Source organism: Lysobacter sp. TAB13 (assembly GCF_052113885.1).
Classification (GTDB): Bacteria; Pseudomonadota; Gammaproteobacteria; order Xanthomonadales; family Xanthomonadaceae; genus Lysobacter; species Lysobacter gummosus.
Map to the genome: position 1 here is coordinate 220,735 of NZ_JBFRDR010000007.1, position 24,349 is coordinate 245,083.

The 24,349-nt window shown below is 67.3% G+C and carries 16 protein-coding genes; 6 read left to right on the forward strand and 10 right to left on the reverse strand.

Features of this window, described 5'->3' with window-relative positions:
• The first annotated feature begins 6 nt into the window (after nucleotides 1-6).
• Nucleotides 7-1,407 (forward strand): glycosyltransferase, encoded by a 1,401-nt coding sequence (locus AB4Y92_RS11240; RefSeq protein ID WP_441819720.1) that lies wholly within the window; start codon nucleotides 7-9, stop codon nucleotides 1,405-1,407.
• A 170-nt stretch (nucleotides 1,408-1,577) separates the two neighbouring features.
• Nucleotides 1,578-2,849: a patatin-like phospholipase family protein gene (locus AB4Y92_RS11245; RefSeq protein WP_441819721.1), complete on the forward strand. Its 1,272-nt coding sequence runs from the start codon at nucleotides 1,578-1,580 to the stop codon at nucleotides 2,847-2,849.
• A gap of 428 nt (nucleotides 2,850-3,277) precedes the next feature.
• Here the strand turns inward: AB4Y92_RS11245 and AB4Y92_RS11250 are convergent, their stop codons facing one another.
• Both AB4Y92_RS11250 and AB4Y92_RS11255 read right to left on the reverse strand, forming a co-directional pair.
• Complete coding sequence (locus AB4Y92_RS11250) at nucleotides 3,278-4,951, reverse strand: phosphoethanolamine transferase (protein WP_441819722.1); 1,674 nt, start codon at nucleotides 4,949-4,951, stop codon at nucleotides 3,278-3,280.
• Nucleotides 4,948-5,676 carry a phosphatase PAP2 family protein gene (locus AB4Y92_RS11255; protein WP_441819723.1) on the reverse strand — a complete coding sequence of 243 codons (729 nt, stop codon included), beginning with the start codon at nucleotides 5,674-5,676 and terminating at the stop codon, nucleotides 4,948-4,950. The genes AB4Y92_RS11250 and AB4Y92_RS11255 overlap by 4 nt, the downstream gene beginning before the upstream one ends.
• Nucleotides 5,677-6,100: 424 nt before the next feature.
• On the opposite strand from AB4Y92_RS11255, the gene AB4Y92_RS11260 reads away from it, so the two are divergent.
• Together AB4Y92_RS11260 and AB4Y92_RS11265 are read left to right on the forward strand one after the other, a co-directional pair.
• Nucleotides 6,101-6,814 (forward strand): response regulator transcription factor, encoded by a 714-nt coding sequence (locus tag AB4Y92_RS11260; RefSeq protein ID WP_441819724.1) that lies wholly within the window; start codon nucleotides 6,101-6,103, stop codon nucleotides 6,812-6,814.
• The gene (locus AB4Y92_RS11265; RefSeq protein ID WP_441819725.1) at nucleotides 6,798-8,108 is read left to right on the forward strand and encodes a sensor histidine kinase; all 1,311 of its coding nucleotides are present in this window, start codon (nucleotides 6,798-6,800) and stop codon (nucleotides 8,106-8,108) included. The genes AB4Y92_RS11260 and AB4Y92_RS11265 overlap by 17 nt, the downstream gene beginning before the upstream one ends.
• Here AB4Y92_RS11265 and AB4Y92_RS11270 read toward each other — a convergent pair.
• The 4 genes from AB4Y92_RS11270 to AB4Y92_RS11285 all read right to left on the reverse strand — a co-directional run bounded on the left by AB4Y92_RS11270 (nucleotide 8,105) and on the right by AB4Y92_RS11285 (nucleotide 11,214).
• Nucleotides 8,105-9,004 (reverse strand): EcsC family protein, encoded by a 900-nt coding sequence (locus tag AB4Y92_RS11270; RefSeq protein WP_441819726.1) that lies wholly within the window; start codon nucleotides 9,002-9,004, stop codon nucleotides 8,105-8,107. The genes AB4Y92_RS11265 and AB4Y92_RS11270 overlap by 4 nt on opposite strands.
• A 157-nt stretch (nucleotides 9,005-9,161) precedes the next feature.
• Nucleotides 9,162-9,563, reverse strand: coding sequence for a DUF3037 domain-containing protein (locus AB4Y92_RS11275; RefSeq protein ID WP_441819727.1), 402 nt, complete (start codon nucleotides 9,561-9,563; stop codon nucleotides 9,162-9,164).
• A complete protein-coding gene (locus AB4Y92_RS11280; protein ID WP_441819739.1) occupies nucleotides 9,541-10,317 on the reverse strand; it encodes a HipA family kinase in 777 nt (258 codons plus the stop codon). The genes AB4Y92_RS11275 and AB4Y92_RS11280 overlap by 23 nt, the downstream gene beginning before the upstream one ends.
• A gap of 204 nt (nucleotides 10,318-10,521) precedes the next feature.
• Nucleotides 10,522-11,214 (reverse strand): FMN-dependent NADH-azoreductase, encoded by a 693-nt coding sequence (locus AB4Y92_RS11285; RefSeq protein ID WP_441819728.1) that lies wholly within the window; start codon nucleotides 11,212-11,214, stop codon nucleotides 10,522-10,524.
• Nucleotides 11,215-11,347: 133 nt separating this feature from the next.
• On the opposite strand from AB4Y92_RS11285, the gene gcvA reads away from it, so the two are divergent.
• Complete coding sequence (gene gcvA, locus AB4Y92_RS11290) at nucleotides 11,348-12,244, forward strand: transcriptional regulator GcvA (RefSeq protein ID WP_441819729.1); 897 nt, start codon at nucleotides 11,348-11,350, stop codon at nucleotides 12,242-12,244.
• Between the two features lie 218 nt (nucleotides 12,245-12,462).
• Here the strand turns inward: gcvA and AB4Y92_RS11295 are convergent, their stop codons facing one another.
• On the reverse strand, nucleotides 12,463-12,870 hold the full coding sequence (locus AB4Y92_RS11295) for a tautomerase family protein (protein WP_441819730.1): 408 nt from the start codon (nucleotides 12,868-12,870) through the stop codon (nucleotides 12,463-12,465).
• A gap of 130 nt (nucleotides 12,871-13,000) precedes the next feature.
• On the opposite strand from AB4Y92_RS11295, the gene AB4Y92_RS11300 reads away from it, so the two are divergent.
• On the forward strand, nucleotides 13,001-13,864 hold the full coding sequence (locus AB4Y92_RS11300) for a LysR family transcriptional regulator (RefSeq protein ID WP_441819731.1): 864 nt from the start codon (nucleotides 13,001-13,003) through the stop codon (nucleotides 13,862-13,864).
• A gap of 690 nt (nucleotides 13,865-14,554) precedes the next feature.
• On the opposite strand, the gene AB4Y92_RS11305 is transcribed toward AB4Y92_RS11300, so the two are convergent.
• The 3 genes from AB4Y92_RS11305 to AB4Y92_RS11315 all read right to left on the reverse strand — a co-directional run.
• Nucleotides 14,555-14,749 carry a hypothetical protein gene (locus AB4Y92_RS11305; RefSeq protein WP_197414784.1) on the reverse strand — a complete coding sequence of 65 codons (195 nt, stop codon included), beginning with the start codon at nucleotides 14,747-14,749 and terminating at the stop codon, nucleotides 14,555-14,557.
• A gap of 316 nt (nucleotides 14,750-15,065) precedes the next feature.
• Nucleotides 15,066-18,824 carry a hypothetical protein gene (locus AB4Y92_RS11310; protein WP_441819732.1) on the reverse strand — a complete coding sequence of 1,253 codons (3,759 nt, stop codon included), beginning with the start codon at nucleotides 18,822-18,824 and terminating at the stop codon, nucleotides 15,066-15,068.
• An 11-nt stretch (nucleotides 18,825-18,835) separates the two neighbouring features.
• The coding region (locus AB4Y92_RS11315; RefSeq protein ID WP_441819733.1) for a DUF7507 domain-containing protein at nucleotides 18,836-24,349 on the reverse strand (5,514 nt) is incomplete at its 5' end.

Sequence of the window (24,349 nt, forward strand, 5' to 3'; positions counted from 1 at the left end):
ATGCACGTGTCCGCCACTCCGCTTTCCGTTTCCGCCAACACCCAGGCCGCCAACAGCGACACCACGCCCGGCGCGATCGTGATCTTCACCGTCGGCACCCAGGGCGATGCGCGTCCCTGCATCGGCCTGGGACAAGCCCTGCATCGCGCCGGCTACCCGGTGCGCATCGTCACCAGCGAGAACTTCGCCCCGCTGGTGCGCGAAGCCGGGCTGGAGTTCTGCGGCATCAGCGCCGACTTCAGCGATCTGCTGACGAACAATCCCGAGACCGTCGATAAGGCGCTCAATCCCTGGTTCCTGGTCCAGCACACGCGGGCAAAGTTCGCCGAATGGGCCGCGACCTGGGCCCAGGAAGCGCGGCCGGTATGCAAGGGCGCGTCCTTGTTGATCGGCACCGGCATCGTCACCCAACTGGCGAAAGCCCTGGGCGAGGCTGAGGGCGTTCCGTTCCTGCAGGCGCATCTGCAACCGTTCACGCCTTCGCGCAAACTCTCGCCGCTGTCGTTCTGGTCCAAGCGCGAATTCCCCGGCTGGTTGAACATGGCGCTGTTCTCGGTCATGAAGCTGCTGGCCTGGTACACGCTCAAGCCGGCGGTCAACGGCGCGATCCGGCCGCAGCTCAAGCTGCCGCTGTTCCCGTGGTACGGGCCGTTCTTCGACAAAGACCCCGAACGCATGCGGGTGCTGTACGGCTACAGCCGCCACATCCTGCCGCGTCCGGACGACTGGCCCGAGCAGGTCTGCGTCACCGGCAGCTGGTTCCTCGATCAGGCCAACGAATGGCAGCCGCCGCAGTCGCTCACCGACTTCCTGGCCGAAGGCGAGAAGCCGATCTACATCGGTTTCGGCAGCATGCTGGCCAACAACGCGGAAGCCTTCACCGACATCGTCGTCGATGCGGTGCGCCTGAGCGGCCGGCGCGCGGTGCTGGCGACCGGCTGGGGCGGGCTGCGCCGCGACGCGGGGCGCATGGACGACCAGATCTACGTGATCGAAGCCGCGCCGCACGACTGGCTGTTCCCGCGCATGGCGATGGCGATGCATCACGGCGGCGCCGGCACCACGGTGGCGGCGGCGCGCGCCGGCATTCCCTCGGTGTTCGTGCCGTTCTTCGGCGATCAACCCTTCTGGGCGCGGCGCATGAACGAGCTGGGCACCGCGCCGCCTGCGCTGGACCGGCGCACGGTCAACGCCGAACAGATGGCGCAGGCGATCAACGACGCGCTGCAGCCGCAGCGCATCCAGGCCGCGCGCGAGCTGGGCGAGAAAATCCACGCTGAGAACGGCACCGCGACCGCGGTACGGACCTTAGGGGAGTGGGGACTGCTGCCGCCGTTGCGCGGCAGCGACGAGGCGACGGCGCCGGCCGCCGCACCGGCTGAGCTGGAGCTGGTGCAGGTAGCCTGAGCGACCGCCTCGACCAGGGGCGCGAGCGCTCCGGTCTCTCTCGCACCGAGAGAGGCCGGAGCGCGGAGCCGATCTAACCGGGATTCCTAAACACCGAGACGCTTTCATCGGACAATGACCGGCTGGCCGCGCGATGCTGTCGTCGCGCCGCAAACCTCCGGAGCGTTCGCATGAAGAGCACCGACGTCGAACTCGAACGCCTGCGCATCCGCCGCGAGGCGCGCCGCGCCGAACTCGCCGCCGCCAGCGGCGGCGCCAAGGACCGCGAAGGCCGCGCCCTGTGCCTGTCCGGCGGCGGCTACCGCGCCGCGCTGTTCCATCTAGGCGGCCTGCTGCGGCTGCACGAGACCGGCGTGCTGGCCGGCCTGGGCATGGTCAGCTCGGTGTCCGGCGGCAGCATCGTCTCGGCCTGGCTCGCCTGCCGGTACCTGGACACGCGCCGCGACGAACACGAAAGCTTCGCCGCCTGGAGCGACCGCATCGACTTTCGCGCGAGCGTGGTCGAGCCGTTCCGCGCCGTGGTCGCGCGCGACCTGCGCACCTGGCCGGTGCTGGCCACCGCCGCGCACAACTGGCTGTGGCCGTCGCACCGCATCGGCCTGCTCGACCGCGGCTATCAGCGCATGTTCGGCGAGCGCCATCTGGATGAACTGCCGGAAACCCCGTCGTTCGTGTTCTGCGCCACCGACCTCACCTTCGGTGTCAACTGGGAGTTCTCGCGCCGCCGCGTCGGCGACTACCTCGCCGGCTACCTGCGCGACGGCGCGCAGCGCGTGCGGCTGAGCTGCGCGGTGGCGGCGTCTTCGTCGTTTCCGCCGGTGTTCGGCCCGGTGCGCTTCGAAGCCGCGCCCGGCGACTACCAGCGCGGCCATTACCAGGGCAACGACGCCGACGAATTGCGCGCGCGCATCGAACTCAGCGACGGCGGCGTCTACGACAATCTGGCGACTGAGCCGACCTTGCGCCGCTATCGCGAAGTGCTGGTATCCGACGCCGGCGGCCCGTTCGTGTTCGAAACCAAGCGCTGGTGGCTGCAGCGGCTGATGCGCTACACCCAGGTCATGGGCAATCAGGCCGAGGCGCTGCGCAAGCGCCTGTTCTTCGGCCAGGCGCAGAGCGGCTCGATGATTGGCGTGTACTGGGGCCTGACCAGTCATCGCGACGAAGGCGCCGACGGCTACAGCCCGGCGCTGGTCACGGAAGTGATCGGACAGATCCGCACCGATCTGGACCGTTTCCTCGATGTCGAGTTCGAGGTGTTGGTCAACCACGGCTATTTCGCCTGCGCCGATGCGCTGGGGCAGGACAACGGCTGGGTGTCGCGAACGGCGACGCCGCCGGCGTGGCCGTATCCGCAGCGCGCCAACGAGAGTGAAGTGCGGCGCTGGCTGCGGCGCAGCCATGCGCGCGTGCTGCATCGGCGGTGGTGGGGGGCGACTTGATTCGTGTGGCTGTGGCGTGCGGCGTGCGGCGTGCGGCGTGCGGCGTGCGGCGTGCGGCGTGCGATGGTGCGATAAGCCAAAGCGTTGCGTCGAACCGCTTTTTGCCCGTCATTCCCGCGAACGCGGGAATCCAGGGCCTTTCGTGCGAGAACCTTTGAAGTCGCTGGATTCCCGCGTTCGCGGGAATGACGGACTGGAGGGATGACGCTGGAGGCTCTGGATTCCCGCCTTCGCGGGAATGACGGCCTGGAAGGATGACGCTGAAGTCTCTGGATTCCCGCCTTCGCGGGAATGACGTTCTGGAAGGATGACGCTGAAGTCTCTGGATTCCCGCCTTCGCGGGAATGACGGACGGGAAGGATGGCGCTGAAGTCTCTTGGTCCCCACCCTCGCGGAAACACCGAGCAAAAGAGATTCCGAACCGGCTCCTAACCCTTCGCCACAGCCCCGCCATCGCAAGGCGCAAACAAATCCAGCCGTTTCTGATACACGCGGGTCTCCACCTGCATCAACCCCAGCACCGAGTGGAACAGGTTGTCCTGGCTGGCCGGGCGCGCGGCTTCCTTGCGCAGGCATTGCACGTCGAGCCCGCGCGAGGCGCTGAAGCCCGGCGAGAACCACATCACCATCGGCACCCGGGTCTGGGTCTTGGGCGCGATCGAATACGGCACGCCGTGCAGGTACAGGCCGTTCTCGCCCAGCGATTCGCCGTGATCGGACAGATAAATCATCGCCGTATCGCGCGAAGTGTCCTGGGCCAGATAGCGGATGGTGCGGGCCAGGAAATCGTCCGTGGCCAACACCGCGTTGTCGTAGGCGTTGACGATCTGCTCGCGGCTGCACTGGCCCAGTTCGCTGGTGTCGCAGGTCGGGCTGTAGCGGCGCAGGCGCTGCGGGTAGCGCTGGTAATAACTCGGGCCGTGGTTGCCCAACTGGTGCAGCACCACTACCGCATCGCCGGGCTTAGCGCCGATCTTCTCGCGCAGGCCGCCCAGCATGACTTCGTCGAAGCAGCCTTCGGAGGTACAGAACTTCGGATCGGTGCCGTGTTCGAACGACTCGAACGGCAGGCCCTTGCACACGTTCTTGCAACCGGTCTGGTTGTCGCGCCACAAGGTCTGGATGCCGGCGTACTCCAGCACGTTGAGCAGCGATTCCGAGCCCTGGATGCGGTCCTTGTCGTAGTTCTCGCGGCCATAGGGCGAGAACATGCACGGCACCGACACTTCGGTGCTGCTGCCGCAGGCGGTCATGTCGGGGAAGTTCACCGGCGCGATGCGCGCGAGTTCCGGCGTGGTCTGGCGCTCATAGCCGTTCAAGCCCCAGTTCTGCGCGCGCACGGTTTCGCCGACCACGATCACCAGCAGGCGCGGCTTGCTCGCCGCCGGGCGCGCGGCCATGCGCGCGTCGGTGCCGATGGGCGTGCGTCCGCGTACTTTCGAGGCCGAATCGTCCAGCGCCACCCGGGTCAACGACACCAGATAATTCGCCGGCGTCACCAGATGGCGGATTTCCTTGTGATTGCGCAGCAGCGCGGAAATGTCCTGGAACGAGCCCATCAAGGCCAAGCCGGCGACCAGGAGCGATGCCGCCAGCAACCCCAGGCGCAGCAGGATCGAGCGACCCAGCGGCGCCACCACCACTTTCACCCGCCACAACAGCAGCGCGGGCAGCACGCCGTACAACAGCAGCGGCAGGATCAAGCCGGCGGTGACCAGTTCGCGCGATTCCTTGCCGTCGGACTGGAGCACGTTGCGGACCATGCCCGTGTCCAGGTAGATGCCGTACTGGCTCATGAAGTGGGCCGCGCCCGCGGTCACCAGCAACAGCACCGTCAGCAGCGGCTTCACCGTCCAGCGATTGAGCAACAGGCCCAGCAGCAGCATGGTGATCGCCACGATCGCCACGAACATGCACACCGCCACCCAGGCGCCGTGCGCGGTACTCATCGCTCCGGCCGCCGACGCCGCGCGCCAGAACGCGTTGTTGGCGAAGGTGGCGAAGAACATGCTGGCCAGCGCGATGAGGGTCTCCACGCGCGCTTGCGGCCGATACGCGAACCAGGCCGGCCAACGCGGTTGAACGCGGGTCGCGACGCTCATCGGCCGGCGCTCCGCAGCAGTGCCACCGCGGCCGGCGCCGTCGCCGGCGCCTCGCGCCGCGCCATCGTCAGATACAGGGCCAGCGCGACGAACCAGCTGATTCCCAGCGTCCACACGTCGTGCGAGAGAAAATGCGCGCCGCGCATTTGCTGCGAGAAACCGAACAGCAGGCCCAGGCCCAGGCCGATCGCCAGCCCGGTCCAGCGCAGCCGCGGCTGCACGAACAAAAAGAAGAAGTACAACGCCACCCAGGAATACCCCGCGCTGGCGTGGCCGGCCGGGAAGCAGATGCCGCGCTCCAGTCCCGCCGGGCGCGCATCGAACAGGCCGAAGTAAGCGTTGGCGCCGCCGTAGCGGCTCAGGTCCCAGGGGCAGTCCATGTTGGTCACCGACTTGAGTCCCGACGCCAACATGACCGCAATCAGTGTGGAGAGCAGGAGAAACCCCAACGGCCGGCGCCATTCGCTCAGCGCCGGACGCATGCGCGCGAACAGCCAGAACGCGAACACGCCCAGCCACGCCGCGGTGCTGGCGTCGCGGCCGAAGCGATGGATCAGGTGCTCGGTCAGGAACGAGTTCTGCAAGGCCCAGCGCCCGCCTTCCCAGGCGTAGAAGCGATCGGCGAGCCAGAAATCGCCGCCCAGGCCCATGCTCAGCAGCGACAGCGCCAGCAGCGCCGCCAACGGCCACAGCGCATGGCCCAGCAGAAAACGGCGCGCCGTCATGCCCGGAGCGAACCCGGGCAAGTAGGAAGACGTGGCCGCCGACGGGCGGGGCCAGGAAACAGGGAAATTCATCGGCGCAGCGGGCTCGAAAGGCGGCGGAAAGCCCATGCGATGCCTGAGGCAGCGTCAAACCGGGCTGCAGGGATGATCGAAACCTCGCTGTCGGAGAGCGGTCGGAGCCGAGTTGAGGCTTCGTTAAAGCAGCCCGTGCCGGGCCCGATCGCTCCGGGCCGTTCAGCTGGCGGCCCGTAACCGGCCTGGCGCGACTGAACGCCCGCCCGATTCCAACAAGATTCCGACAAGGTTCCGACGGCGGGGCCGGCAGGCTCGCGGTCTGGGCTTGGGGAGCCCACCCGACGCCCTGCGCGACACGCAGATGGGGCAATATCGCTATGCCGCGCCTTGCGGCGGGAGAAACCGGCGCATGCGCCTGCTGGTGGTGGAAGACAATCGCAATCTGGTCGCCAACCTCTTCGATTACTTCGAAGCGCGCGGCTACACCCTCGACGCCGCGCCCGACGGTCCCACCGGCCTGCACCTGGCGGTGACCCAGCGCTACGACGCGATCGTGCTGGACTGGATGCTGCCGCGCCTGGACGGCCGCGAAGTGCTGCGCAGCCTGCGCGAGGAGGCCGGCTCGGACGTGCCGGTGCTGATGCTGACCGCCCGCGACGAGCTGCCGGACAAGATCGCCGGCTTCCGCGCCGGCGCCGACGACTACCTGACCAAACCCTTCGCCCTGCCCGAACTGGAAGTGCGCCTGGAAGCGCTGGCCGCCCGCGCCGCCGGCCGCGGCCGCAGCCGCGTGCTGCAGGTCGCCGATCTCAAGCTCGACCTGACCACCTTGGAAGTCAGCCGCGGCGGCCGCGCCCTGCACCTGTACCCGGCCTGCCGCAAGCTGCTGGAAGTGCTGCTGCAGTCCAGCCCCGGCGCGGTCACGCGCGAGCGTCTGGAACATGCCCTGTGGGGCGACAGCCCGCCCGACGGCGACATGCTGCGCTCGCATATCTACGAACTGCGCCGCGCCGTGGACGGGCCCTACCCGGTCAAGCTGATCCAGACGCTGCCGCGGGTGGGCTACCGTCTGGCCGTGCCGGCCGATGCCGCAGAACACGGACACGATGCCGACGCCGACTGAGTCCCCGCCCGACAAGTCCAAGCCCGGGCGCAAGACGCGCTCAAGCCTGCGCCAGCGCATCCTGCTGGGCTTGTTCGGCTATACCGCGCTGCTGTCGATCGCGGTGGTGGTGCAAGGCTTCATCGTCAACGAACACGCCGAGCATCTGGTGTGGACATCCTTGATGGACACCGAGCTCGACCACTTCGTCGAGCGCAGCCGCATCGACGCGGATTACCGCTGGACCGACACCGAGGCGCTGAGCCTGTACGACGACGCCACCCGGCCGCCGCCGCCGGAGCTGCGCGGACTGTCGCCGGGCATCCACGACGAAGTCGGCTACAACGGCCTGGAGCACGTGGTGCTGGTGCGCGAGGTGGACGGCCGCCGGCTCACCCTGGCGCTGGACATCGACGACATGGAGCACCGCGAGTTCGACCTCGCCCTGACCATCGCCGGCTCGGCCATCACCACCTTGTTGCTGCTGTGCGTGGTGATCGGCTGGGGCGTGCGCCGGCTGGTGCGGCCGCTGAGCAACATGGCCGAACGCATCGGCAACCTGCAGCCCGACCGCGCCGGCCAGCGCGTGGAAGTGCCGGAAGCGGCCAGTTCGGAACTGGTGGTGATCGCCGACGCGGTCAACGACTACGTCGAGCGCAACGACCGTTTCGTCGAGCGCGAACGCGCCTTCATCGACAGCGCCAGCCATGAACTGCGCACGCCGATCGCGGTGATCGCCGGCGCCACCGAAATCGCCCTGGACGCGAACGACCTGCCGCAGGGCACGCGCCACCAGCTCGACCGCATCCGCCGCACCGCCCGCGATGTCGAGCAATTGATCTCGCTGCTGCTGGTGCTGGCCAAGGACCCCGAGCGACTGACCCGCAGCAGCGACCGCTTCGCCCTGGATCAGCTGCTGCCGGAAATCGTCGAAGACCACCGCCACCTGACCCGCGACAAGGACCTGACCCTGTCGCTGGCGCCGATGCCGCATTGCCAGATCGTCGCGCCGCTGCAAATCGTGCAGGCGGCGATCGGCAACCTGCTGCGCAACGCCATCGAGAACAGCGATCGCGGCGAAATCACGATCCGGCTCGAAGCCGACGCGACCTTGGTGATCGAAGACCCCGGCCACGGCATGACGCCGGAAGAGATCAGCGCGCTCTACACCCGCGTCGCCCGCGGCGGACGCGGTGGCGGCGGCATCGGCCTGGACCTGATCTCGCGCCTGTGCGAACACCTGGGCTGGAGCCTGCGCTTCGATGCGACCGAACGCGGCACGCGCGCGACTCTGGCGCTGCGCAGTTCGGTCTAAGCCGCCGCGGCGCCGTCAACCAACGTAGGCACGCCGCTCTTGAGCTCGCGATACGCGCGCTCGACCGGTTCGGCGCCGTACTTCTGCTCTAGCCGTTTGACGATGAAATGGCCGCGCGCCATGTCCTGATAGTGATTGGTGAACAGCACATTCATCGTCGCCGCGGTCGCCGCGCCCAGCACCGGCACGATCTGCGCGGCGGTCTTCTCGGTGATGATCACGCCGAAACGCGTGGCCACCGCGTCGATCAGCTTGGCCAGCCACGACGCCGCCTGTTTCTTGGCGTAGGCATGGGTGACCTGTTCGGCGCCGCGATGGCCGACCATGTGCACCAATTCTTTCGTCGCGTTCTTGGTCAGCTCCGACAACACGCCGCGCGATGCGTAGTAGCCCGACTCGGAGGCGTCGTCGTCCTTGCTGTTGCCGCCGAAGGCGAACACTTCCACGCACGCGGCCTGCACCCACGGATCGGACACCGAAAAACCTTCGCTGCGGGCGATGTCGGCCACCGAGCGCATCATGATCACCGTGGTCACCGGCAACTCGACCGCCAATCCGGCGATACCGAACAGACCGCCGGCCGCGCCGGACACCGCCGCGGCCAGTTTGTGGGTCTTGGTCGAAGAGCCTTTGCTGGGCACGTCCTTCACCGTCCACAGCGCCGCCGAGGCGGCTTTGTGCAGAGCCGAATGCACGGTCTTCTGGATGCGGCTGTGGGCGAAGTTGGGCAGCTTGGACATGCCGAACTCGATCGGCGCGCCGGCCAGCGCCGCCATGCGCGCGGTGATCGACGGCGTTTCCAGCAACGCCACAGCGCGCTTGAGGTCGGCGCGGTCCTGGGCGTCGTTCAAGATGCGCTGTGCGTCCGCCTGCTGGTTCGATGGATCCTGCCGCATCACGTTCGCCTCGCTCGCTCTCGACGGCCCGCGCCGCGACTGTGTGCAACATAGGGGCGGGCCGGGGCGGCGACAAGTTCTCGCGGCGCGATCGCCGCCGATCGGTTAAGGGCGGCGGCGGAAGTGAACCGGCCCAAGTGCGCGAGGCCGCGAGCGGCTAGCTGCGCGGCTTGTCCACCCGCACCATCCGCTCCAGCAGATGCTCGACGATGCCCTCGGGCTGCAGGCAGCGGCCGGTGTGCACCGGCGACATCTGGATGATCGAGCTGCGCTTGGCGGTGAGCCAGTGGAAGCGCGCGCGCTCCGGCAATTGCCCGATCGGGCCGGAGTCGCGGCCGCCCTGGCAGATGCGCTCGATGGCCTGCAGATGCAGCCGCACCGCTTCGATGTCGGTACTGGGATCGATCGCGTGCAGGCGATCGGGATCGAGTTCGATGCCGGCGACCAGCAGCTTGGCCTGCGGGCACGACACCAGCACGCCGACGTTGACGAACTCTTCGCGTTCGACCCGCGGCACCACGCGGATCACCGCATAGTCATAGCTGGAGCGAGCGGGCATGGATCGCCTCCTCGACGAAGGCGCGCGGCGAGGCGACGCGGCGATTGAGATAGTCGGCGTAGGCGCGGCGGTGTTCGCCGGCGTCGCTGAAACCGGGCTCGTCGGTCAGCCACGAATCGGGCACCAAGCTCACGATCGACGCCACCAGCTCCGGCGTAACCCGTTCGGCCATCTGCGCATCGACCTGCGCGATCTCGCTGGCCAGCGGCAACAGCACGTGGTCCTTGACCGGCACGAAGCGGCTCGCGGCGGCATGCGCGGCGTTGGCCCAGTCGTGATGGAAATACAGCGCGGCGCCGTGATCGATCAGGGTCAGCCGCCGATGCCACAGCAGCATGTTGGTGTTGCGCGCGGTGCGATCGACATTGGTCACCAGCGCATCGAACCAGACGATGCGCGAGGCCAGCTGCGCATCGGGCCGGTCCACCAGCGGATCGTAATTGACCGACCCGGGCAGATAGTCGAGCGCAAGATTGAGCCCGGCGCTGGCGCGGATCAGGTGCTGGATTTCCGGATCGGGCTCGGTCCGCGCCATGTCGGCGTCGAGTTCGATCAGCACGATCTCCGGCACCGGCAGTTGCAGATGCCGGGCCAGTTCGCCGGCGATGATCTCCGCGATCAACGCCTTGCGGCCCTGGCCGGCGCCGCGGAACTTCATCACGTACAGGCCTTCGTCGTCGGCCTCGACCACGGCCGGCAACGATCCGCCTTCGCGCAGCGGCGTGACATAGCGGGTGGCGGTGACGGTCCTCAACACGATCCGGGCCTGCGACGAAGCGGGAAGCGCGGCGAAAAACCTGCGCTCAGGCCGCACACATTAGGTCGCGGGCGGGCAAAGCGGAAGGGGCCTCGCGGGAACGTGCGCATGCGGCGTGGACGAAACGATGCGGCGTGCGTGGCCGTCGCGGCGATAGCGGGCATCGCCGGCGGCATCCAACCTCGCCGCCGGCGCGAATGCTCAAGCCGCCGCGCGCACCTCGCCCTCGCCCACCAGCCGCCCGACCAGCGCATCGACCTCGGCTTCCGCGCGTTCGATCGAAGCTTGCAGGCGCTCGCCGCCGAATTCGTCGTACTCGATCGCGACCGAATGCGACTGGGTGATGCCGAGGTAACGCATCGGCGTCAGCACTCCCGGCTCGACGTGATTCATCGCTTCCAGCCGCTCGCCCGCGCCGTAGCCGTAATCGCCGCGCGAGCTGAGCAGCACCAGGCGCTTGCCGGCGTCGGCGAGCAGCGGCCAGTACGGCTCGCCCTCGCGCGCGCGGTCGAACCCGAAGGTGCGTCCGACCCGCACGACATTGTCGATCCAGGCCTTGAACTGCGCGGGCATGCCGAAGTTGTACATCGGCACGCCGGCGACGATCACGTCCGCGGCGAGCAGTTCGTCGATCAGGCGGTCGCTTTCGGCCAGGGTGTCGCGCATCCAGGCCTCGCGCTTGGCCTCGGGGGTGAAAGCGGCATGGATCCAGCCGCCGGTGACCGGCGTCGGCGGATGCAGGCCGACATCGCGCACGACGACTTGCGCGCCGGGATCGAGCTCGCGCCAGCGCTGCACGAAGCGGGCGCTGAGGCGGCGGCTGTGGGAGCCGTGGGGCTGGCGGTCGGAGCCGCCGGAGCGGGCGCTGGAATCGATATGGAGCAGGCGGGTCATGGCAGGTCTCGACAGGTTATGGATGAGCCCTGATCGGCTGAACTGGACGCCGGGGCATGCTCGCCATGTTGAAACCCGTCCAATCGGGGCACAAACTCTGATTCCTCAGCCGATAAGTGAGTTGAACTCATCCATGCCTGGACGCCGACTGCCCCCGCTGGGCGCCCTGCGCGCATTCGAGGCGGCCGCGCGCCTGCAGAGCTTCAAGCGCGCCGCCGAAGAGCTGTCGGTGACGCCGACCGCGATCAGCCATCAGATCCGCGCCCTGGAAGAACAGATCGGCGTGCGCCTGTTCGAGCGCCAGACCCGGCGGGTGGCGCTGACCGCGGCGGCCGAGCGGCTCTACCCGGTGTTGCGCAAAGGCTTCGACGCCTTCGCCGAGGCGATCGCCGAGTTGGCGGTGCGCTCGCAACGCCGTGCGCTCACGCTGTCGGCGACCTTGTCGTTCACGGCCAAGTGGCTGGTGCCGCGGGTGGCTTCGTTCCGTCTGGCCTGTCCCGACCTGGATCTGCGCCTGCACGCCTCCGACGATCCGGTCGATCTGCATGCCGGCGTCGCCGACGCGGCGATCCGCTACGGGCGCGGGCCGTATCCGGGCCTGATCGCCGAGCGCCTGATCGAAAACCGCTTCGCCCCGGTGTGCAGCCCGCGGCTGGCGCTGACGCGGCCGAGCGATTTGCGCGGGCAGGCGCTGCTGCATTCGGAATGGCGCCATCCGACCCTGGACACGCCGAGTTGGCGCGCCTGGTGCAAGCGCGCAGGCCTGGATGGCATCGATGTCGAGGCCGGCTTGCGTTTCACCGACGAAAGCCATGCGATCCAGTCGGCGATCGCCGGCCACGGCGTGGCGTTGTTGAGTCTGGCGCTGGTCGCCGACGACCTCGCCGCCGGCACTTTGGTGCAGCCGTTCGGGCCGGTGCTGGAGGGGTATCCGCACTGGTTCGTATATCGCGAAGGCGAGTTGAGCGATGAGGTGGCGGCGTTGCGCGATTGGTTGCGGGGGCAGGCGGAGCTTACCGGTGCGGGGTGAGCGCCGGCTGGGCGGATCGTGTGTTGGAGCGAGGATCGCGAGTGCGTGACCGTCGGTCGCGTGTGGCTGGCGAATCCCGCACCGCGCTGCGCGCACGCAATCGCTTTGATTCCGGCGCCGGCCAACGCATGCGCGGCTGAAGCCGGCGCGCCGCGCATATCGCATTCGTCGCGCCCGCAATTCGCGAGCGCAACGACTTGGACGCGATGCCCGCGGATTTACGTCTTGGCGCTCTGCGCCAGCTGATAACGACGCTCCTGGGTCAGTCCGCCGTAGCCATACGCGGCCGCTCGCGCATCGATGACGTAGATGTACGAGGTCTCGTGCACGTTGCCGATCAGGGCCGACAGTTGGGCGTGGACTTGTTCGAGGTAGCGCGCCTTCTCGCCCTTGGTATTGGTCTCGTCGGTGATGCTGATGTCGAGGTGGAAGGCGTTGCGGCCCCAATCCTCCAGCGAGCGCCCGTCGATGAACCAGTGGGCGCGGTCCACGTAGTGCACGGCGGTCGCGATCAGCTCGCGCGGCTTGCCCAGCACATCGACGGTGATATCGGCGATCAAGGCGGCGGCGCGGCGGCTGAGGTCGGCGTCGGGAGTTCCGGAAAGTTGCAGGTTCAGATGCGGCATGTCGGCGGACTCTGGGCGGGCCGGCATGACTCGGCCCCGGGATGCAGGCTCAGATTAGACTTGCCTTGGCTATCGGAATAGCGGGAAGATCAGAACCTATCCATCGGCCAAACCGATAGCCGGAGCCCGCATGCGCAGCCTGGATCTGGAACAACTCAAGGCCTTCGTCGCCGTCGCCGAGGCCGGCAGCATCTCCGGCGGCGCCGGGCGCGTGTTCCGCTCGCAGTCGGCGGTCAGCGAACAGATCCAGAAGCTGGAGTCGTCGGCCGGGGCGCCGTTGCTGCTGCGCTCGCGCAACGGCGTCGCGCTGACGCCGGCCGGCGAGCGCCTGATCGGTCACGCCCGGCAGATGCTCGCGCTGGGCGAACTGGCGCTGCATGACGTGCGCAACGAGCTGCGGCGCACCGATGTGCGCCTGGCGATCAGCGACTACTTCCGTCCGGACGAGATCGCCGGCCTGCTCGCGCACCTGAGCCGGCACTGCCCGCAACTGCGGCTGCAGGTCAGCATGGGCCAGAGCGCGGCGCTGGCGCACGGCCACGCCGACGGTTTGTATGATCTGACGCTGACGATGGAAGTCGACAGCGCCCAGCGCGGCCGCGCGCCGACGCGCGTGACGGTGTTGCGCAAGGAGCCCCTGTCCTGGGTGGCGGCGCCGGGATTGGACCTGCGCGGCGAGCCCGACCTGCCGCTGGTGCTGCTGCCGCCCACCTGCAGCCTGCATCAAACCGCGGTACGGCGATTGCAGCATCAGCGCGTGAGTTATCGCATCGCCCACACCGGCAGCGGGGTCGCCGGCGTGCAGGCGGCCTTGCGCGCGGGGCTGGGCCTGGGCTGCCTCAACGCCTCGGCGATCGGGCCGGGGCTGGCGGTCGCGCGTTCGAACCGGCTGCCGAAATTGCCTGGCTGCAGCTTCGGGCTGTTGTTGCCGCCTGGGGATGCGTCGCCGGGTCTGCATGAAGCGGGGGCGGCTTTGCAGGCGTTCTTTCGCTGACTTGGGTCATTGCGTTGGTATGCAGGGTTGATGCGGGCGATGGCAATCACGCGGGCGCTGCTTCGCTTTTTTGCTCGTCATTCCCGCGAACGCGGGAATCCAGGGCCTTTCGTGCGAGAACGCTTGAAGTCACTGGATTCCCGCGTTCGCGGGAATGACGACCTGGAAGGATGGCGCTGAAGTCTCTGGATTCCCGCCTTCGCGGGAATGACGTTCTGGAGAGATGGCGCTGAAGGCTCTGGATTCCCGCGTTCGCGGGAATGACGACCTGGAAGGATGGCGCTGAAGTCTCTAGATTCCCGCGTTCGCGGGAATGACGACCTGGAAGGATGGCTCTGAAGTCGCTGGATGTTCGGCTACCGCCGAAGTAAAGCGGATCCCGTCTTCGCAGGAATGACGAGCAAAAGCGCAGATGCTCCATAACCGAAGCAGGGACTTTGCAGAGACTCTAAGCGACTTAACCCGGCCCGCATCGCGGACACATCGGTCTTCCAGGCAGGTACCGCGCGACACCCGCGAAGGCGAACACCTCAACACGGCGATCACCAATAAATTCATTGCACACGCCGCGCTTGGCAACGGCGTTCGACGCACACCTCACTCAACCGGCCGGACCGCTGCAAGCAGACCACGGCGACATCGCTACCACCCCGTCGCATCTTCCGGAATGCGACGGACCGGAGTTTGAGGTCAGAGCAGCATCAGTTCCGAGCGTTCCTTGGTGCTGTTATCGACGAAGAACATTTTCTTGCCCTTGTCGGCCCGGTCTTCCACCACTTGATACAGACGCAACGCCTGACGGATCGCTGCGGTCTTGCTGACGCCTTTGCGCACGCACAGCTCTTCGAGAAACTGCATTTCACTACCGGCCAGGTTAAGAGTCATTCGGCGCCGGGTCTCTTTCATTTTACACCTCGTGTGTTGACTTAATTGATCAAAAGGCCTTGTTGCTGTTTCTATCCGGCCAAAGGCTGAAACATGGTTTGTGCGCTTTTGTCTTCCTTCCTTGGCGAAGATTTCGCACTTCGCATCTACTAAATCGCTGTACGCCCGGGAAGGCGGACAGCGCCACGCGCAGATCGGGCCGTTCGGCCCGTCTTGTCCACGGCTGCGACGCAACCGCCACGAATGAACGCGCCAGCCGCATCCGCGCCGCCCACGACGGCAACGCGAAACGGCGATTCGGACGCGGCCGCATTCATCAGTAACTCCCGACCATGTTGAGGAACCAGCCGCGATGGTCGTAATCGAAATTGGTGAGGTCGTCGCTGAATTCGGTGAAGTTGTAACCGACGCCGACGCGGAAGTTCTTGCCGATGTCGCGATCGATACCGAGCAGCAGGCCCTGCTTGTCGCCGCCCTTCTTCACGCCCAGCCAGCGGTACTCGGCCAGGCCGTGCCAGACCTGGGCGAACTCGTAGCGCGCCTGCGCAGCGGCGAAGGTGGTCGCCGAATCGGCCCACTGCCCCTGCAACCGGCCGTAACGCACTTCGCCCTCGCGCCGCGCGAGCTTGCCGGCGAATTCCCAATGATGGTTCGGGTGGTAGATGCCCTCGAACGACAGCACCTGGGTACGCTGATCGTAGCTGGCGATGTTCGGCCCGACCTGCTCCAGCGCCGACAGGTCGTACAGGAAGGTGTACTTGCCCAGCAGCGCCCAGCGCGTGTCGTTGTAGGGACGCCAGGAGAAACCGACGTTGCCTTCGACGAACTTGGCCCCGGCCTGGGCGTCGATGCGGTCGCGGGTCTGCGAATAATTCAGGCGGCCGGCGATGCGGAAGCTGTCGTTGAGCTTATGCAAGAAACGGTTGGAGCTGGTCCACTGCTCGCGCCGCTCCGCGCCGCTATCGCGCCGCCATTCCAGCTTGCTCGACCACTGCGTATCGACCGAGTTGCGGCCGCCGTTGACGCTGACCGCGTGGCGATTGACCTGCCCGAGTTCGGCGGCGCGGTCGAGCGTCGCCTCCTGCAAGGTGAAGCCCAGGTTCCAGCCTTCGCCCGGATAGAAATCCATGCCGTAGGTGTGGGCCAGGCCGGATTCGTTCGGCGCCTTGAGGAACTGGCTTTCGTTGAACAGGTTGACCTGATCCGACAGGCGCCAGCGCTGGCCCAGGGTCCAGCCGGAATTCAGGCGGTCGTTGAACAGCGGGTCCTGCTCGCTGGTGTTGGCCGCATAGGTGTAGCTGCCGTACAGCGTGTGATCGGGCGCGATGCGGTACTCGGCATCGACCTTGGCCGCGTCGCCGCGGTCGCCGCTGGTGACTTCGGCGCCGACGCTGGAGCGATCGCCGAACAAGTACTTGGCGCCGAGGCTGAAGGCGTCGTTGTCGGCGTACTTGCCGTGATCGTCATCGACGGTGACCTGGGCGGTGCCGAACAATTCCAGCTGGCTGCCGATGCGCTGGCGATATTCGAGCGCGGCCAGGGTGCCGGTGGCGTCGCCGCTGAGGCGATCTTCCTGCACCGTGCGCACTTCGCCGCTGAGCGTGATGTCGTCGTTCAAGCGCCATTCGCCGGTCAGCTGCGATTGGGTGAACGATTCCTTGCCGCGCTCGGCGACGCTGTGGCGGCCGAACAAACGCACTGCCGGGGTGAGTTCGCCGAAGAATTCGAAGCCGCGTTCCTCGACGGCCTGGCCGGTGTCGTAACGCGAGATCGAATAGCCCGCGTCCACCTGCCGGCGCCACGCGGCGACGGTCCACTCGTTTTCGGTCCAGCCCAGTTCCTTGAAGTTGGCCCGCGCTTCGGCCGAACGCGCTTCGCCCTCGCGCGATTTCAGGCCTGAATTGAGCTCGCGGAAACTCAGGCCGCCGTTGTCGGAGAAGAAGATCGGCGCGCTGGTGGCCTGGCTGCGGCTGCCTTCCAGCTTGAGATAGGTGCCGCGCCCGGCCTGCAAGGTGAGGTCGGCGCCCTTGAGCGTGTAGTCCTCGCCTTCGCGGTTTTCATCGACGTAGGTGCCGCCGATCGCGAGGTGATCGCCGAACCAGTGTTTGCCGCGGAAACCGGCCGAGACGTTGTCCACGTCCAGGCCGTCGGGCACGTATTCGTAATCGACCAGCAGGACTTGCAGATAGCCGTCCAGCGGCGTGTCGTGGGTCAAGGTGCGCAGGCCCTCGCGCGAGACCTGCGAGAGGGGCTTGTCGAGCAGGATGCGCCCTTGCAGCTCGTCGATTTCGTAATCGGCGCCGCGCATGAGGTCGACGCGGTTCTGGACCCGGCCGGTGGTCGGGTCGCGGACTTCGACGGTGAGCTTCTCCGAGCCCGGCAGGATGTCGCCGTGCTTGAGGTAGTACAAACGTCCGCCGGTGCCGATCAGCTCGGTATGGCCGGGCGCGGTCTGCGCCTGCGAACCGAACAGGCGCAACTGCGTGCCGGCGTCGCCGAGCGCGGTGGTGCGCCGGCTGCGCCAGTCGAGCGCGCCGCCGTACAGCGAACGGTTGTATTGCGCGTACTCGGTGCCGGTGAAGCCGGTGTTGAAGTTGCCCCACAGCGCCTGGTTCTTGTCCCAGTCCATGCGCAGGTACAGCCGGCCCATGGTGTCGACGTCGCGGTAGGTCGTCGAGTCGTCGCCATAGACCGGGTAGTACAAGTCCGGGTCCAGGCGGCGGAACACGTCCTGCGGGTCGGCTTTCCAGAAGCCGTTGAACAGTTGTCCGACTTCGCGTTCCTGGGTGTCGGCCTGGGCGGTGATCAGGTACTTGCCCTGCACTTTCCCCTTCAGATAGAAGGCCAGACGGCCGTCGATCAGGAAACCGTCGTCGAAACGGTCGTTGTCGCTCACCGGCTCGATGGAGCCGGTGGCGCGGGTCTTGGACGCGGTGACATCGGCCAGCGCCACCGCGAACATGTAACGGCCGGTGACATCGACATCGAGTTGGCGATGCAGCGGCGGGCTGCCCTGGACGCCGCCGACTTCGATATCGAAGCGGTGCTGGCCGACCGGCACCAGGTACTCGGCGACCAACTTGCGCTCGATGTCGACCGGATGCGAACGGCCGTTGATCTTTATCGAGGCGCGATCGGGGATGTTGCGTCCCTGGATGCGGATGCGCGAGCCGTAGATCGGGATGTTCTGCTGGCGCAGGTTGTCGCGGCCGAAGATGCTGTCGATCTGGTTGTTCTGCTCGGCCTCCTCCACGCTCAGCGACGCGCCCAGCTGCTTCTGGGTGGCATCGCGCAGCACCTGCGCGCCGCGCTCGGCCTCCTCCGGCCGCACCAGTTGCAGGCGGCGCGGGAAGGTTTCGTCGAAGCTGTCGCCTTCGCCATAGGCGCGGACGATGTAGATCAGCTCATCGCCGGCGCGCAGGTTGCGGTCGCCCGACATCGCGCCGTCCCACTGCACGTCGCTGACGCCGGCCAGCGGCAGGTCGATCCTGGCGACCGGCTCGACCAGATCGGCGTCGGTGGCGCGGTAGATCAGCACTTCGGCGCGCTTGATGAACGCCGCGTAGTTGTTGTACGCGTAGAAGCGCACCGGCTTGCTGATCTTCGCGCCGTCGAAAGCGACCATCGTCGGCGCCGAGACGGTCATCTCCGGACGGCCGAGGTTGGGGTCCTCGGTCGCCCAGATCGCGCCGCCGCCGGGCAGTTGCAGCGACCACTTGCCGACCACCACCGCCTTGCCCGGCAGCGGCTTGTTCTGCCACGCCGAGTTGACGTCTTCGGCCTCGACCGTCACGCGACGGTCGGGCTGCAACACCTCGGAGGACGATTTCTCGCTGGTGCCGTGGGTGATCGGCTTGCGCTCGCCGCGCGTGCGCAGTTCGAACAACACGCCCTGGTCGCTGTCGCAACCGCCGTCGTCGCAGTTCACCGTATTGCCGCCGTCGCCGGGCGCGGACTCCGTCGCCTTCGACGGAGGGGAGGTCGGTTCCGTCGGCGGCGGAGTCTGCGCGCCGGCGACGCGAACGACACCGGTCAGGATGCAGATCAAGGTGTAATCGAGCAGTTTCATCTTCATGGCAGGCCCCCTCACTTGCCCGGCTTATCGGCAGGGGCTGCCGGGTCGTTGCTGATGTCCACGCGCAAGTGCTGGCGCAGGTCCGGACTGGCGTGGGCGACGATCGCGTCGAACACGGCCTTCGCACGGCGCAGGCCGAGGTTGACGTTGTAGGCATCGGACGCACGCAGATCGGTGTGGCCGGTGATGATCACGCGGGTACCGCGCAGCTGCTCCATCGCCGCGGCAATCTTGACGATCAGCGGTTCGAACTTCGGCTTGATCGTCGCCTTGTCGGTGTCGAACAACACCGTGCCCAGCAACGGCCACTCGGCGAAGCCGACCACCATCGAGGTGGGATCGGTAACGTCGGTGCGCACGCTGACCTGCACGCTCTTGAGCAGTTGCGGATCGAGCATGCCTTCCAGGGACTTGCGCACCGCGAGCGCGCGATCCATCGCCAGCGCTTCGCTTTCGCCGTTGGCGGTGATGACGATCTCGCCGCCGCCGTACTCCTTCACCTTGGCCGCCATGTTCTCGACCGCGGGCCGGTAGGCCGGGGTGACTTCGGCGCTGTCCGGGGTGAACAGCACTTCGCCGATGCGCATTTCGACCTGTTCGGTCTGGGTGGTCTGGCCCGGCGGCATCTTGACGCCGAAGTCGAAACGCACCGGCACGCCCGGGGTCAAGCGGCGCACCAACGGGTTGTCGGTGGTGAGCTTGGCGCCCGGCGGCAGCGTGGCCGGATCGACCTTGAGGATGAAGTTGCGACCGCGTTCCCACGCCCCGCCCGACACGCCTTCCAGGTGATAGCGGCCGAACTGGTCGGTCTCGATCAACAGGCCCTCGACCGAAGCCACACGCACGCCGGGGATACCGTGTTCGTCGATGCCGTGATTGCTCACGACATAGTCCACGCGGTAGCCGCCCTGGGTCTGAGCGATGCGACGCTCGACCTTCGGATCGGCGCCGGTCAGACCCTTGGCGGCGTCGCCGCCGCGCTCGACGCGGGTGTTGCCGGCGGCGTCCATGCGCAGCGTGACGCCCTGAGCCGTGGTCAGCACGAAGTCGTCGCTGAACTTGGCCTCGCGCAGCAACTGGCTGATCACCACGCTGTGCTTGGCGACCGGGTCGGCCTCGGACTGACGGCCGGCGATCTTGCCCAGGGCGATGCCGTGCAGCATCGGCGAGCTGGCATCGGGCTCGGGCTTGGCGCCGTCGCCGCGATCGACCGTGGTCGAGTTGGCGACATACGCGTCCGCCGCGAAACCGCCCTGCACGCGGACCTGGGTCAGGTCGGCCGGATCCTGCCAGCCGTCCTCATCGCGGTCGTCGAACACGGTGCCGACCAGCAGAGACTCGTCGAGCAGCGGATCGGCGACCAGCCGCACTTCGGCCGTGGCTTCGTTGGAACGCTTGCCGCCGTCCTCGGCGTAGGCGTGATTGACGTGAGTGCCCGGACGCACGCCGGCGCCGACGCGCAGCAGATACACCACGCTCGCGCTGTCGCCGGCCTTGATGTCGATCTGATCGACCTTGATCGGATAGCTGCCCACCTGGCGGCCGGCACCGTCGCGATCGGCGACCTGCAGGCTGCCTTCGACCAGGGTGAAACCGGCCGGCGGCGTATCGGTCAGGGTCGCGTCGATGGCGTCGGTGATGCCGATGTTCTTGATCGTCACCGTGTAGCGGACCAGGTCGCCGATCCTCGCATCGCGGGGATTGACCTGCTTGCTCACGAACAAGTCGGCGGTTTCCTCCGGTTCGACCGGCATCAACGCCTGGCCCTGGGCCGTCGCGGTGCCGCCGGTCGAGCCGCTGCCGTAGCGCGCGGTGACCGTGACGACGTTGTCCAGGGTGCCGCCGGCATTGGCCTCATCGCGGGTGATGGTGTGCGTGTACGGATTGCAGTCCGTGCTCGTACCCGGAGCCAGCGTGGTCGTGCCGCAGTTCAGCGTGGTCGCCGGGTAGGTCTCCAGCACGTCGCTGGTGCCGATGTCGTTCAAGGTGAGGTTGCCGGTGTTGGTGATGCGCACGGTGTAGGTGATCACGTCGCCGACGTTGCCCACGCCCTTGGTGCCCTGGTCCACGGTCAACGTCGCGACCTTGACGATGGCCACGGCGGGATGCGCCTCGATCGGCGTGTTGACGCTCGGGTTGCACTTCGGATCGGGCGAACCCGGCGGGCACACGCCCGGTGTATCGGTCTTCACCGTAGCCACGTTGAGCACGCCGCCGGCATCCGCGTCGGCTTGCTGGACCTTGTAGGTGCCGGTCAGCACGCAGGTCGCCTTCGGCGTCAGCGTCGCGCAGGTGATCGTGTTCGGCGTCAGCTTGACGTCGCTCACCACCACGTTGGCCAGATCGATGTCGCCGGTGTTGGTCACCGTCACCGTGTAGGTCAGCGTGTCGCCCACGCTCACCTTGCCGTTGCCGTCTTCGTCGGCGTTGGCGGTCACCGACTTGGCCGAAGTAAAGGCCGGGGTCTGGGGCACCGGAACGGTGACGGTCGGGTTGCACTTCGGATCGGGAGAGCCCGGCGGACACACGTTCGGCGTGTCGGTCTGCACCTTGGCCGTATTGACCACCTTGCCGGCGTTGCCGTCGACCTGCTGGACCTTGTAGGTACCGATCAGCACGCAGGTCGCCTTCGGCGTCAGCGTCGCGCAGGTGATCGTGTTCGGCGTCAGTTTGACGTCGCTCACCACCACGTTGGCCAGATCGATGTTGCCGGTGTTGGTGACCGTCACCGTATAGGTCAGCGTATCGCCCACGCTCACCTTGCCGTCGCCGTCTTCGTCGGCATTGCCGGTCACCGACTTGACCGAGGTCAGGTCGGGGGTCTGAGGCACCGGAACGGTGACAGTCGGGTTGCACTTCGGATCGGGCGAACCCGGCGGACACACCGGCGGCAGGCCCACCGGCGGCTTGGCCGTCACCGTTGCCCGGTTGACGATCGATCCGGCGTTCACGTCGCTCTGCTGGACCTTATAGGTACCCGCCAGATCGCAGGTTTCGCGCGGAGCCAGCGTCGGGCAGGTGACAGTGTTCGGCGTGATCTTGTCGTCGCGCACGACCACGTCGCTCAGCGTCGCCGAACCGGTGTTGGTCACTCGGATCGTGTAGTGCAGCGTGTCGTTCACGGTGATCGAACCGCTGCCGTCCTCGTCGTCGTTGGTGGTCTGCGTCTTCACGGACGTCAGCGTCGCCGCCTGGTCGTCGTTGACGATGGTGCAGGTTGCGTTCTGCCCGCCGGTCAGGACCAGGCTGTCGCCGGCCAAAGTCCCGGCGGTGCAGCTCCACGCGCCGGCGGTGTAGCCGGCCACATTGGTTTCGCTCAGGGTGTAGGTGCCCGCACCGACCGMCGCGSCGGTCACCGKCGTGCTGCCGCTGACGCCGGTGATCGTGGTCGGGCCGGTCGCCGTCAACGGGAAATCRTTGATCGTYGCSGTRCCGCCGTTGTCGTTGGTCACCGTCTTGACCAGGGTCAGCGTCGCCGCTTGGTCGTCGTTGACGATGGTGCACGTCGCGTTCTGCCCGCCGGTCAGCACCAGGCTGTCGCCGGTCAAGGCGCCCGCGGTGCAATTCCACGCGCCGGCCGTGTAACCGTTCACGTTCGGTTCGCTCAGCACGTAAGTGCCGGCCGCGACGGCGGCGTTGGTCACCGGCGTGGTACCGCTGACGCCGGTGATCGTGGTCGGACCCGTCGCGGTCAACGGGAACTCGTTGATCGTCGCGGTGCCACCGTTGTCGTTAGTCACTGTCTTCGACAGGGTCAGTGTCGCGGCCTGGTCGTCGTTGACGATGGTGCAGGTCGCGTTCTGGCCGCCGGCCAGGACCAGGCTGTCGCCGGTCAGGGTGCCGCCGGTGCAGCTCCACGCGCCGGCCGTGTAACCGGTCACGTTCGGTTCGCTCAGCACGTAGGTGCCGGCCGCGACGGCGGCGTTGGTCACCGGCGTGGTGCCGCTGACGCCCGTGATCGTGGTCGGACCCGTCGCGGTCAACGGGAACTCGTTGATCGTCGCCGTACCGCCGTTGTCGTTCGTTACCGTCTTCGACAGGGTCAGCGTCGCGGCCTGGTCGTCGTTGACGATCGTGCAGGTCGCGTTCTGGCCGCTGGTCAGGACCAAGCTGTCGCCGGTCAAGGCGCCCGCGGTGCAGGTCCACGCGCCGGCGGTGTAGCCGGCCACGTTGGTTTCGCTCAGGGTGTAGGTGCCCGCACCGACGGCGGCATTTGTCACCGTCGCAGTGCCGCTGACGCCGGTGATCGTGGTCGGACCCGTCGCCGTCAACGGGAAATCGTTGATCGTTGCCGTACCGCCGTTGTCGTTGGTCACCGTCTTGACCAGGGTCAGCGTCGCCGCTTGGTCGTCGTTGACGATGGTGCAGGTCGCGTTCTGCCCGCCGGTCAGGACCAGGCTGTCGCCGGTCAAGGCACCCGCGGTGCAGGTCCACGCGCCGGCGGTGTAACCGGCCAGGTTGGTTTCGCTCAGGGTGTAGGTGCCGGCACCGACCGCAGCGTTCGTCACCGTCGCGGTGCCGCTAACACCGGTGATCGTCGTCGGACCCGTCGCCGTCAACGGGAAGTCGTTGATCGTCGCGGTGCCGCCGTTGTCGTTGGTCACCGTCTTGACCAGGGTCAGCGTCGCCGCTTGGTCGTCATTGACGATGGTGCAGGTCGCGTTCTGACCACCGGCCAGCACCAAGCTGTCGCCGGTCAGCGTGCCGCCAGTACAGGTCCAGGTGCCGGCCGTGTAGCCGGCCACATTGGTTTCGCTCAGCGTATAGGTGCCCGCACCGACTGCCGCGTTCGTCACCGTCGTGGTGCCGCTGACGCCGGTGATCGTGGTCGGGCCGGTCGCCGTCAACGGGAAGTCGTTGATCGTTGCCGTGCCGCCGTTGTCGTTGGCCACCGTCTTGACCAGGGTCAGCGTCGCCGCCTGGTCGTCGTTGACGATGGTGCAGGTCGCGTTCTGCCCGCCGGTCAGGACCAGGCTGTCGCCGGTCAAGTCGCCCGCGGTGCAGGTCCACGCGCCGGCCGTGTAGCCGGCCACATTGATTTCACTCAGCACATAGGTGCCGGCACCGACCGCAGCGTTCGTCACCGGCGTGCTGCCGCTGACACCGGTGATCGTCGTCGGACCGGTCGCCGTCAACGGGAACTCGTTGATCGTCGCGGTGCCGCCGTTGTCGTTGGTCACTGTCTTGACCAGGGTCAGCGTCGCCGCCTGGTCGTCGTTGGCGATGGTGCAGGTCGCGTTCTGCCCGCCGGTCAGGACCAGGCTGTCGCCGGTCAAGGCACCCGCGGTGCAGGTCCACGCGCCGGCGGTGTAGCCGGCCACGTTGGTTTCGCTCAGGGTGTAGGTGCCCGCACCGACCGCCGCGGCGGTCACCGGCGTGCTGCCGCTGACGCCGGTGATCGTCGTCGGACCCGTTGCCGTCAACGGGAARTCGTTGATCGTCGCGGTGCCGCCGTTGTCGTTGGTCACCGTCTTGACCAGGGTCAGCGTCGCCGCCTGGTCGTCGTTGACGATGGTGCAGGTCGC